Genomic DNA, 12688 nt, shown 5'->3' on the forward strand with positions numbered 1-12688 from the left:
GCATTCCCCCTCACATAAAAACGGGGCATTTCACACAAAAATCGAATGATCGTGGACAGATTCAGGTGAACGCATCGTCTCACTCACCCCCGATCGCTTAATCACTACAAATCCCCAATTGCTCGCTAGACTCTCCATCCATGCAATCAATGGATTGGTGCACGCAAAAAATGATCCCTAGCTGAGAAGATGCTATCAGCTAGGAATCATAGGGCAATCATATATGAGACTGATGGATCAGAAATATTTCATTCTTTTGTTCACTATCTTCCTTCAAAGAATCGGAACAAACAAGCCGCTGATTTTTTCTTTTGTTTTCGTCAAAAGGCTTCTGGCTTGCCATTCTTCTTTTTCTACTAATTTTGCATGAGCTAAGTCTTCCATAAATTGCTGATTTAACTCTGTGATTATTTTAGACGGCCCATAGATGAACATAGATAACTCATGGTTAAGGTAAAAACTACGAATATCAAAATTTGTTGACCCGATCGTTGCAGCAAACTCATCGACGATCATATATTTACAGTGAATAAAAGCAGTCTCATCATAGGTGTAGACTTCGACGCCGGCAGATAATAATTCATCAATAAACGAATTCGTGCCATGAAAAGAAATTCCTCGATCCCCTTTTCCCGGCACAATCAATTGTACGTTGATCCCACACCGTGCTGCTCTTCTAAGCGCACCTAAACTTTCTTCATCAGGAATAAAGTAAGGCATTGCGATCTTAATCGAATCCGTTGCCTTTCCAATGAGGTCATTAAAGGAATCCTTAATGATTCGCTCGCTATCATAGGGTCCGCCGTAGATTACCTGAACGATTTCCGAACCGCTTTGAACGTCGGTCTTCAACGGAAAATACGTAGCTGTCTGTGTCAAAAAATGAGTGACCGTTTCTTCCGTTTCATCAAGAAAGAGCCAATCATAAATAAAGCATTCTTGTACTTCTAGAACAGCAGGTCCTTCTATCCGGATGTTTGTGTCTCGCCAATAAGAAAACTTACTGCCTCGCCCACTATATTCATTTCCAATATTCATGCCTCCTGTATGTGCAACCTCACCATCAATAACGACCATTTTACGGTGATTGCGCCAGTTCGCTTTATTACTTAGCCAAGGCGAATTCAACAAATCATACGTGCGCACCTCTACCCCATTCTTTCGCATCAATAATAATAATTGATTAGGAAAGGCGATCGACCCCACGCTATCATACATAAACCGAACCTCTACCCCTTGTTTGGCCTTTTCGACCAGAACATTTGTCAGCTCCTCCCCTGTTTCATCCCCTTTAACGATATAAAAAAACACATGCACATGATGCTTGGCTTTCTTGATATCTTCCAGCAAAGAAGCGAACGCCTCAGCGCCTTCGTTTAATACAGTCAGATGATTATTAGTTGTGGGATACTTGCCCGAAAGATGAAAAATCTCAGTGGAGAGATCATGTTTTCCATGAATGATCTCTGAATGTTCTTGCAGAATAGCCGAAACCGTTCGCTGCACTTCCCGTTCATTTTGTATCTGCTGTTTGGGCAACTTCCTTAATCGAGGTTCACGACCAATTAAATAATACAACATGACTCCTACAATCGGTAAAAACAATAAAGCTAAGATCCAAGCAATCTTCGAAGTTCCATCCCTTTGATCAAAAACCACTAAGTAGCCACAAAGAAGAATCGCCAAAATTTCAATGGCCTGCCAAGCATAAATCATCTGATTTAAAAAGAGAATTAATCCAACCGTCACAAGTATCAGTAAAAGCGTTAAAATTTTGTATTGCTGTAATTTGTTTTTGATCATCCTTCACTCCATCCAAATATGCGCTTATTAATAAACGCTAAAGTAAAAAGCCTCACTATATATTATGATTATATACGTTCTCGTTACGCAAATGTAACTCATTTCATCCCCTACTACTCATTTTTTACCTATTATTTATTAAGAAGAGACGATTTGCAGAAACGAAACGGTAAATGACAAGCGCCTATTCAAATCGGTGCACCAATTAAAACAAACCCTGTAAGCATCCCTCGACTTGTTGCAACAGCAATTTTCCTTACGCAATCGCCAAATTTGAATAAATCCCATCTTTCCTTTACTATGAACGAAATCCGATCGTTTTTTTAGCACGGTTATACTATCAAGGAGGTTGTTATGGCAATTCATGTGATGTGGTTTAGAAAGGATCTGCGCTTAGAGGACAATACGGCGCTTACTGAGGCGCTTTTGTCTCTTCAAGCAAACGACCAATTGTTGTGTGTGTTTCATCTCAATGAAAAGCAGTTTCTCCCCGATGCACCAAGCCATGATTACTTTTTTAGCGCGGTTGCTCACTTTATCGAGGCTGCCAAAAAGCAAAATCTGACGATCCACCTCTTGACGGGAACGTTGACAGAAGCCTTTGATCAGTTGTTCGCTTGCTATCCAGAATGGAGCCAGCTTTACTTCAACTTTGATAACCGTGGATTTGGTCGTAAACGCGACCTCTATATAAAAGAATTGGTCGAAAAAAAAGGCGTCACTGTCCATTTCTTCGAAGAACATCATCTGCACCAACCAACGGAAATCACCAAAGAGGACGGGACGTATTACAAAAAATTTACGCCCTATTATAAGAAATGGATCCAGCTGCCCAAACCGGTCAATCAAAAGCAGGCCCTTGATTTTGAAAAAGCCGCTCATTTTAATGATGCCCCTCACTTCAAAGCAGGGACAGCGCTGCTTGCTGAGCTGCTAAAAAATAGAAAGACCGATTTTTCAACGATCGTTGGGGAAGACTATGCGCATAAACAATTGCAGGCCTTTGTGCAAAAGCGTTTGGCCGCCTATGAAAAAGACCGTGATCTCCCTTCGATCAAAGGAACCAGCCGCCTGTCCCCTTTCTTGTCTTTTGGACAAATCTCTATTCGGAAGGTTTGGGCCGCTTGCCAAGGAATGCCACCCAGCACTGGCAAAGCGACCTTTTTAAAAGAACTGGCTTGGCGAGATTTTTATCATATGATCTACTTCACTCATCCGGAGCAAAAAAACTATGAACTCATTGAGAAATATCGAAATATGGATTGGCAAAAGGATGAAGAGGCGCTAAACAAATGGCAAGCAGGGCAAACCGGCTATCCGATCATTGATGCCGCGATGCGGCAGCTGAATCAAACCGGTTGGATGCATAACCGTCTACGGATGATCGTCGCTTCCTTTCTAACCAAAGATTTATTGATCGACTGGCGGCAAGGAGAAGCCTATTTTGCTCGACAATTGATCGACTACGACGCTGCCAGCAATATCGGCGGCTGGCAGTGGGCAGCTTCGACCGGCACCGATGCCGTTCCTTACTTTCGAATTTTCAACCCCATCACTCAGGGGAAAAAATTCGACAAAGAGGGGACGTTTATCAAACAATTTGTTCCCGAACTCGCCCAGTTGCCGCTAAAATTCATCCACGAACCTTACCTGATGACTGACGAAGAACAAGCCGACCTAAAGGTAGTTTTAGGCACCAACTATCCGTTGCCTATAGTTGATCACAACGAAGCCAGAAAAAGAGCCCTCGATTTGTATAGTAAAATCGAGCCGTAAGCAGCTGTCATGGCCTGCTCTCAAACATTTTCGGTAGAAAAAAACCAGCAAAGACGGGCTCTTACGGAGCGTCTTTGCTGGTTTTTTATTAAACTGGTGCGCCGTTTTTCACCTTTCTATAGTGAAAAAAAGCGACACGTCTTATCAAACAGTCTACTACTGGGCATACAAAAAAGAAACATGTCACTTACTGTGTTTTTTAATTAAGGTCTTGCCGTCTGTTTTTCCCCTTATTTCTAGCGCTCTAAGCAAAAACACCCTGATGATTTATAGATAGGATCCTTTATTAGCGGCGTTCCCGGCTTTTTCTAGACTGGCTAGTAACGTTTCTCCTTGCAAAACTGTTCGTCTGATGAAAGGTCATCTATAGAACCATTCTGTTATAATAGCTCCATATTTGAGGATAAGGATGGTTTATATGAAAAAAATAATCGGATTCGTCTTAGTCGTACTTTTAGGGTTTGCCGGATACAAAGGCTATGAATATTATCAATCCACTTACTCAGGACAAACAGCTTACGCGTATGTCCCATCTGAGATTCCCCCTAAGGTAGAACATGAAAGTAAAAGCGGCATCGGCGACCAGTCGCCTTGGTATTCTTACGATTACACGTTAAACTTTGTAAAAGAAGATGGTAGCACACAAACACTCGAGGTTTCATTATCAGAAGATAACGCAAAACCCTTAACCCCAAATTCTTATGTAAAAGCGGTGATCAGTGAAAAGCGTACAATAAAAGGCCCGAATAGCGTTGAAAAAAACGCAATTCCCAAAAATGTTCTAGAGAAATTAGAAAATCAGAACTAACGATTGCAGACTCACATCTTTATGTGGGTCTTTTTTACATCCTTCCAAAATCAGCATTTTGAATCCCTTCTGTTATTTTCACGCTTGATGTCTTCTGCTCTGTTGCGATACGTTATACAAGGATACTGGACACATTTATCTAGCAGAAAGCTGCTTGACTGACTCTGTTTTCATCTCGGCATCAATGACAAGAGCAATTCAAGCGCCTTTTCCTTTCCCTACTTCGCAGATAATTGAAAAAGCAGCGAATCACCTATCCGTTGACTCGCTGCTTTTTAACTAACAAGCGATGGCTCACACCACAAAAGAATGATATTTAGAATAAGCAATTTGATCGACGATCGCAGAAACCTGATTGACATCTAAATCGGCACCAATGGCGGTCACTTGATAAAATTGGTCATAATTGTTCCCTAATTGGGGGAGATTGGCATTGGAAATCAACAAGTCAAATGTCTCGTCCGGAGTATAGGGTAAAACAACAACATTTTGCTTGCCTTTTAGTTCATTTTTTAACAAGTAAATCGAAGCATCCGCCAAAAGACTGGAGCACATATTTAAGACCCCGATCCGTACCCGATATTCTTCTTTAGGCGATAACATATAAATTAAAAAGACTAGGCGTTTCTTGAGATAGTTGAGTTTCGTGGGCGTAAACAAGTTGGTCGGTGCAATAATGTGTTCCAGAATGTCTGAGATCACTTGATCTCGCAAGGAATTGTGAAACATTTTGTGGTAATAATTTAGCGTGACTCGATCGATGGAATAATTCACTCCATGAAAGTAATAAACTTGTGCGATTAAGGAAAAGACATTGGCTTTGATATCGATCGTCGTATGCGAGGCATCAAGACGATAAATGGACTGGATTGCTGCCATGACTTCATCGGTGATCTCAAAGACGGGATTTTTATTAGTGTACAGTCCTAAGCGAAGTTCCTCGTAAGGAATCCCGCCCACCGTAATGAGGAAGAGACAGATAAAGAATGGCACGATCTTCGCTTCATCTACTGAGCAGATACATTTTTTAGAAGCATAGATCTGTCGAATAAAGTGACAGAGGGGCATCTCTTGGCAACGCTCAATTTTGGTTTGTTCTTCCGGACTTAAACTTCCCAAGGTCGTGTGAGACGTGACTTTTTTCATAATCACAAACAACCAGATCTTCAGCTGCTTTTGTTGGGCAATCGATAAGGTTATTTTTTTCGCTAACTCCGCAACCAGGTCATCGATCAAAACAGAATCGATCGTTGTCGCACCCATTTTGAAAAAATTATAGTAAAAATAAATGCGTTGTGTCATCGTTCCAACTAGTTTTTTGTTTCTGATCTTTAATTCAAAATGCTGCAACAACTGATTGCACTCAGCAATCAATCGATTGAGGGTCCCCACACTTATGTTTAATTCATCAGCCAATACGAAGGCATCATAGCCTGCATGTTGAAACAAATAATGGATGATTTGATATTTAGCAGATTTTTTCAATAGCGTGTCGGTCAAATCATCCAGTGAGACACTATCGGTTACTTGCAGTTCCAACGTATAACGATTGATGATAAATGAGACCTTCTCATTTTTTAGTTGCCGTTGAAGGCTCTCTGATAATTTCGTCAAGGTCGGCATCGTAATATCTAATTCCCGACACGCATCACTTTTTTTGATATGACCGGTCGATAAATACAAAAATTTGAGCAAGATATACTCTAATTTTAAGTCCTTATCCAGTAAGTCTTCTTTATACATGACTGTTTTTCCTCCAGTGTAAATCTATATTCATTCAGAATAGTTACAACCAATTTACAGAAAAAGATAGCAGTACGTTACTTATGAAACAAACAAGCGCAGTAAAAACAGGCCCTTTCTACACATATTTTTCCTTCACTTACTCCCCAACAAACCATGACTGACAAACAAAAACCCTCGATGCAAGACGAATTTCCCTAAGAATTCCCTCACGACAACGTTCTAAGATTTCCTTTTCGTTTATGTAAAACGTTCTTCTCTAAAAAAATATATTTAGACCCTAATAATTAATACTATCACAAGCTAGAAATGTCAATAAATGAAGTTATCAAGCACTTTTTTTTTACTTTCTCTTAAAAAACGACACTATCAAGTGCTTACCCGTTCTTACAAACAAAAAAATCAAAGGCAGTCGATGCAACCGCCTTTGATTTTTCTATAAACCAATGTTCATTCAGTCTTGCAAAAAACGTTTCATAAAGGGACTTTTTATTCATTGAAAAAAGCAATGAAAGGGTTTCTAGCGATACCGTTTCTTAATGTGAAAAGCCATAGGTTTGATCGGATGAAACATGACGGCTTGGTCGCTTGTTCAAGCGCTCGATTCCTTCTTTCATGTCTTGCACCAGATCCATTGCCATTTGCATACTTAAATCTGCCCGACAGACAAAGCGTTGGATATTGATATGTGATAGATTATCAGGTAATGGATAGGTAGGGACTTGCCAACCTTTCATCGCAAATTCATCCGTCAAATCATACAGATTCCAAGAAATATCGGCATCTTCTTTTAATTTGTAGCAGACGATCGGCAACCGTGAACCATCATTATAAATATCGAAGTAACCCATGTTTTCAATCTCTTTTGCTAAATATTGGGCAACATCGCTGGTCTTTTTGTGGATCAAGCGGTAGCCTTCAAACCCATTGCGGATAAAGGTGTAATATTGTCCGATGATTTGGCTGGCGCTTCTTGAAAAGTTGATGGCCATCGTTGGCATTTCACCGCCAAGATAACTTACTTTAAAGACCAACTCTTCTGGTAAGAAATCTTTTTCTTTCCAAAGCACCCAACCGATACCAGGGTAGACTAACCCATATTTATGTCCAGACGTACTGATGGAACGAACGTTTTTCAAACGGAAATCCCATTCAAGTTCTGGTTCCATAAATGGCGTGTACAATCCCCCACTAGCCGCATCCACGTGGATGTAGACTTTGTAGTCGGTGTGTTTGTTGTATTCCTCTAATTTCTTGTCTAGTGCTTTGATATCATCGTATCGTCCAGTGTAAGTGATTCCTAAAATACCAACGACCCCGATCGTATATTCATCTAAATAGTCCGTGACCTTTTCAACATTAATGCTGCCATGTTCTTCATCGATAGGGATCGTTCGCATTTCAATGTCCCAGTATACACAGAATTTTTCCCAAACGACTTGATAGGCAGAAGAAATCACTAAGTTTGGTTTTTGTTTATTGATATCTAAGCCAAGTTTTTTTGCCCGATTGCGCCAAGCAAATTTTAAGGCCAATCCACCTAACATACACGCTTCACTTGAGCCTACCGTTGATGTACCGATAAAATCGGACGCTTCTGGGGCATGCCATAAATCAGCGATCATATTGACACAGCGGTTTTCAATTTCTGCTGTCCGTGGGTACTCGGTTTTATCGATGGCGTTTTTATCAAGGGTTTCACTCATAATTTTGACTGCTTCTGGTTCCATGTAGGTTTGACAGAACGTCGCCAAATTTTGTCTTGAGACCCCTTCATCGATCAATTGATCTTTGACTAATTCATAGGCATCCCGCGGTACCAAGGACTCTTTTGGTAATTTGTACATAGGGATCGCTTGATCCATTGCCTCATTCCCATAGATAGGCTCCAAATATTGGGCTTCTTTTCGATTTTTTTTACTAAATAACATGCAGCTCTCCTCCTCATAGGTTGTGCTTTTTATTTTTTATCGCTTGCTTTTTCACCTACATATTTATAGATGACAAACGGTATCACGACAATAATCAGCCAACTGATGATCAAGATGGCTAAATAGGTTCCGCCCTTTCCGGTGCCGATATCGCTCGGTGGAAAGAAGGAAATAAAGAAAGAAAAAATAGAAACAAGCAAACCAACCATCGCAACACCAATTTTCACATTTTTCCCACCAGGAATATGATACGTTCTTGTTAAGTCGTCTTTTTCTTTGACTAATTTAATATAGGAAAGAAACAAGAGGACATAAGCCACCAGATAGATGCAGACCGTCAACGCCATCGCAACGAAGAAGGATAGATTGGCGCCTCCACCGCCTAATGTCAAGACAACCGCCCAAATGGAAACAATGATGCCTTGTACCAAAACGATATTGATTGGGACATTGTGTTGATTGACTTTGGCCATTTGTTTTGGCAGCAAGCCATTTTCAGCTGCTTCAAGCATCGCAGTCGATGGGCCGACCACCCAAGCAGCAATTTCTGCAATGACACCTAAACAGATGACCACGGCAATCAAACGAACCAGCCATTCTCCGCCGCCAAAATGATGGATCAAATAAGAATAGGCTTGAATCACGCCAGTATCAAGAGACAATTGATTTTGGGGAATCGTGGCAGCCACCGTTGCCCCACCTAACGTATCCAAAAGAATCGTTGCTACAACTAAAATCAAAATAGCTTTCGGGTAATTCTTTCCAGGATTGTCCATATCTTTTACGTGACTGGCAGAAGATTCAACCCCTGCATAGGCTAAAATAAAGGAAACAAAAACGACCAGTGTATTGATTTTCGTGAAATCAGGAATCCAAGCGCCTGATCCAAAAGAAACTTTGACGGGATTCCCTTGAGCAATGTAGACAATTCCTAAGATAAAAAGAATGATCCCTGTTGCGACGATCCCCACAAAGAACCCTACTTTGGCAATCTTCGCAGTATTTTTTGTTCCGCCAAATTGCGAGATCGTGATCAGCCAAAAGATCACTAAAGTGGCAATCAGCTTCAGCCAAACATTCGTATTAAGAGCCGGCCAATTTAGGGCATAGGAAAGCGCCCCGACAATAAAGTAAATCATCGTAATAAAGCCTACCGTGATTTGGAACCATTGGAAGAAAATGGCAGCAAAGCCCCATTTTCTCCCTAATGTTTTTGAGACCCAGGTATAGAGTCCCCCTTTTTCCCATCCCTTTACAGTAGCCATCTCCGCAGAGCAAAGGGCTACAGGGATAAACCAGAGGAAACCGCCGACGAGTAAATAAAAAACTAAATTCATCTTCGATGTCGCAAAGGTTGGATACTCATATACCGTCATCACCATTGAAGCAGTTATTGCAAAAAAACTCAACAATGATAGTTTTTTCTTGCTAGTATCCATTTTTTTTACCTCCTATCGTTAGATACTATTTTTCAGCAGCGGAAGATAGATCAATATGGTACGTATGTGTCAAATCTCCATCTGCTTTAAATTCGATTTCGACCGCTTTGATCGCTGGCAAACTTTGTTCTTGCGCCACTTTAAAATGAATAAAGCCATCTTTATGTTTGTCATGGGTCAAAATCTCATCATCTAAGTAGTCCACAAACACTTCCGCTTCTACTTTTTTGCCATCATTCAACACCAAATAGGCTTTGTCAGGTTTGATTTTTTTGTCTTTCGAATCTTCATTAAACAATTGATATTTCAGTGAAAGCAATGTTTTGTATTCTTTGTCTTTGTCTTTGAATTCTTCTACATTCACGATTTTTACATGATTCACTAAAAAGCGAATGTGATCCCAACCAGAATTTTCATAATTCGTTTCATACCAAACGACGTCTTTGATTTTCGGATCGATTCCCTTAGTTACGATTTCTTCAAAATACCCGTCATCACTCAATTTTTCACTTCCCACAACTACTTCATCTGACGAATCGCTGATCAACGTTTCCGTTCCAGACCCAGAGACCACTTCCCCTGATTCTTCCACTGTTGAGCATGCACCTAGAGTAAACAAAACGCCTACACCTAAAACGAAACCTGCAACTAATGATGTTTTCTTCATTGTAAATCCTGTCCTTTCTTTTATTATTTTTATTCCATCTCAGGTATACCATTTAACCCAAAAAAGCGAATATCTAATTTTTTATTTTAAAAACAAAAAAACGCGAAAAATAATTCGCGTTTCGGTGCTATCATGAAGTGCAGATAAGAACAATGACCATTGAAAAGAAAGGACTGAGTTTTTTTGAGAGCGCTTGTGGTCGTCCTAACCACCGTTTTGTTAGGTATCAGCCCTCTTTCAGCTGACTTTTATCTGGAAAGGACAGACAGACTTCTAACGCAACGATTTCTCGGATAGAAGTTGCCCAAAATGAGTGGGCGCCTACTGTGTCACAAAGATTCGTCGGAACGCTGATGCTTCCTGATGCAAAAGACAGCCTGTTGACAGCTGACGGGCATTTTCTGAGAAAACCTTCCAAGCTTGCGACGAATAGACGCGCAGCAATAGCAGCTTGTAGGGTTCAAAAAACACCAAAAACCGCACGGGGCAGCCAACTTATTCAGCGTTGCAGCTCTTCAGCCCTTACGACTTTGCGGTTAGAAAAAGCGTGTCAGGCACAGGCAATGAACCGTCTTTAGCTCTCATCCGAGTATCTGGTGTCGTACATGACGCCTTCATCCACAGGGTTTTCGCAGTGATGGCACATAGGTAAGGCAAAAACAAATGATCCTCAAAACGTTTATCCTCCGGCGTATCCTAGACAAATCTACTTCCCCATCCTGAACAAAAAAAATAGCCACTACCTACTTTCCACTTACCTGTGCCATCCTCTGCTTGATAAAATGATCAAAATTTTTTGATCGAAAAGAAAAAATTGCCTATTCTGTTTTGATCATTTTTTAGTGATCGTTCATTACTTAGCTAGCTAAGCCCCCAAACCCCAAGCAGCCCCCGAAACTATTTTTCGGGGGCTGCTTGGGGTTATCTTTTTATTCAAATTGGAAAGTTTTTTGGAGGCATTACAAATGAAGCTGACTTGATTGGGTAGCAGCCTTTCACATTACCAGCATAATCTAAATGATGACGACCTATAAAATGATGAATGATAGACAGTCGTATATAACGACTGCTGAAAATAAAAAGCTTGTGACGCTTATCTTGTTTCTAAAATCGTCTTCAATCAACCTAATTTTAGAGCTTCTAGGCATACAGCCAAGCAATCCTCAATTCCTTTACACTTATAGGCAGCCAACTTCCCCCCAAAAAAAGAATTAAAAAAACAGCTACTTGTTATCAACTTTCTTCATATAAAGAATCGGATAAGGGTTTCCTTGTTCGTCTAACTCGCTTCTTTTGTATACCTCAAATCCCATATGCTCATAAAATCCTTTCGCCTGAGGATTCTGTTCATTTACTCCCAGTTCATTTACAGAATAGTTTTCCATCCCGTATGCCAAGAGTTTTCTTCCTAGTCCCTTGCCTCTTTGTTCATTTGCTATAAAAAGCATTTCAAGATTTCGATCCGAGATCCCCATGAAGCCAGCTGGCTCTCCATTTTCACTTTCTACGATAATCAAATGTGGCACATGATGCAATGCCTCTGGAATGTATTGCTTAATGGCTTGGATTTCGGTCTCTGACAAAAAGGTGTGCGTCGCCTTAACAGAACTCTCCCATACTTCAATTAATTGTTGCTCTAACTTTTGATTCATACTACTTACTTCTTTTATATTCATGGATAGTCACACTCTCATCAGCTTATTTTCGTTTTTCATAACAAGAATCGCTGTTTCATTGATCCAAGTTAAGAATTTTCAACATCATCATAACATGAGATGGATTTATTTAAAATCTATGGATAAAAACTGCCTCGCTCAAATAGATAACGAAACAATCAATTCTAAGAGAGTATGACTTGCTTTGAAACACACTAAGAAAGGAGCTTTCAATACTGATGATTTCTCAAATCATTCTGTTGAAATAAAAATGCTTGTAGCTTTTTCTTCCCGAATAGTCGCCATAACGAACAAAATATATTCTTTTCAATAAACGATTTTAAACCACTTGCCCTAGAGTCCACTTCAGGGTTTATGATTACTTATAGAAAAGATAAGGAGAACCAACGATGAATATAAAAAAAGCAGCGGAAATGATTGATTTGAGCGTAGACACATTGCGCTATTATGAACGAGTCGGTGTGATTCCACCTGTCCAACGCAATGAGAGTGGCTATCGGGTGTACACAACAAATGATCTAAACTGGATCTATTTAGCAAAACATTTACGAAATGCAGGATTGTCGATCGAATCGCTAATTGAATTTGCTCAATTGGCACAAGTACGTGAAAGTCAAAACGTCGAAACAGCTCAGAAACAGATTTTAGCCGATCAACTCGAAGAATTAGAGAAAAAGTTAGCAGCAATGCAGGAAGTAAGAGACCTACTTATTTATAAGATAGAAACGTATGATGAGCATATCGCAAAATTTAAAGCAGGAAATATGACCCCTGATAAAGTGGAAAAATTATGGGAACGAAAAAAGTAACATCTTTCACTTGCTATGGACTTAACTCCAAGGTTT

Annotated in this window: 9 protein-coding genes; 3 read left to right on the forward strand and 6 right to left on the reverse strand. The window is 40.2% G+C overall.

Annotation, left to right across the window (positions count from 1 at the left end; translation table 11 throughout):
* Positions 1–273: 273 nt before the first annotated feature.
* On the reverse strand, positions 274–1803 hold the full coding sequence (cls, locus tag IGI86_RS16230; protein ID WP_429947871.1) for a cardiolipin synthase: 1530 nt from the start codon (positions 1801–1803) through the stop codon (positions 274–276).
* A 354-nt stretch (positions 1804–2157) separates the two neighbouring features.
* Between cls and IGI86_RS16235 the strand changes: the two genes are divergently transcribed.
* Both IGI86_RS16235 and IGI86_RS16240 read left to right on the forward strand, forming a co-directional pair.
* Positions 2158–3579, forward strand: a complete 1422-nt coding sequence (locus IGI86_RS16235) for a cryptochrome/photolyase family protein (RefSeq protein ID WP_086298820.1) — start codon at positions 2158–2160, stop codon at positions 3577–3579.
* Positions 3580–3997: 418 nt separating this feature from the next.
* Positions 3998–4387 (forward strand): DUF1093 domain-containing protein, encoded by a 390-nt coding sequence (locus tag IGI86_RS16240; RefSeq protein WP_430617546.1) that lies wholly within the window; start codon positions 3998–4000, stop codon positions 4385–4387.
* Between the two features lie 294 nt (positions 4388–4681).
* Here IGI86_RS16240 and IGI86_RS16245 read toward each other — a convergent pair whose 3' ends face one another.
* From IGI86_RS16245 to IGI86_RS16265, 5 genes are all read right to left on the reverse strand, one after another.
* Positions 4682–6130 carry a helix-turn-helix domain-containing protein gene (locus IGI86_RS16245; RefSeq protein WP_101699455.1) on the reverse strand — a complete coding sequence of 483 codons (1449 nt, stop codon included), beginning with the start codon at positions 6128–6130 and terminating at the stop codon, positions 4682–4684.
* Between the two features lie 536 nt (positions 6131–6666).
* A complete protein-coding gene (locus IGI86_RS16250) occupies positions 6667–8061 on the reverse strand; it encodes a glutamate decarboxylase (protein ID WP_005233215.1) in 1395 nt (464 codons plus the stop codon).
* 29 nt (positions 8062–8090) lie between these two features.
* Positions 8091–9500, reverse strand: coding sequence for an amino acid permease (locus IGI86_RS16255; protein WP_005230559.1), 1410 nt, complete (start codon positions 9498–9500; stop codon positions 8091–8093).
* Positions 9501–9525: 25 nt separating this feature from the next.
* Entirely contained in the window at positions 9526–10167 is a 642-nt protein-coding gene (locus tag IGI86_RS16260) for a hypothetical protein (RefSeq protein ID WP_430617547.1), read from the reverse strand.
* A gap of 1223 nt (positions 10168–11390) precedes the next feature.
* Positions 11391–11843, reverse strand: a complete 453-nt coding sequence (locus tag IGI86_RS16265; protein WP_005230546.1) for a GNAT family N-acetyltransferase — start codon at positions 11841–11843, stop codon at positions 11391–11393.
* A gap of 389 nt (positions 11844–12232) precedes the next feature.
* On the opposite strand from IGI86_RS16265, the gene IGI86_RS16270 reads away from it, so the two are divergent.
* A complete protein-coding gene (locus IGI86_RS16270; RefSeq protein ID WP_430617548.1) occupies positions 12233–12652 on the forward strand; it encodes a MerR family transcriptional regulator in 420 nt (139 codons plus the stop codon).
* The last annotated feature ends 36 nt before the right edge of the window (positions 12653–12688 follow it).

Source organism: Enterococcus sp. AZ188 (assembly GCF_050544075.1).
Taxonomy (GTDB): Bacteria; Bacillota; Bacilli; order Lactobacillales; family Enterococcaceae; genus Enterococcus_D; species Enterococcus_D entomosocium.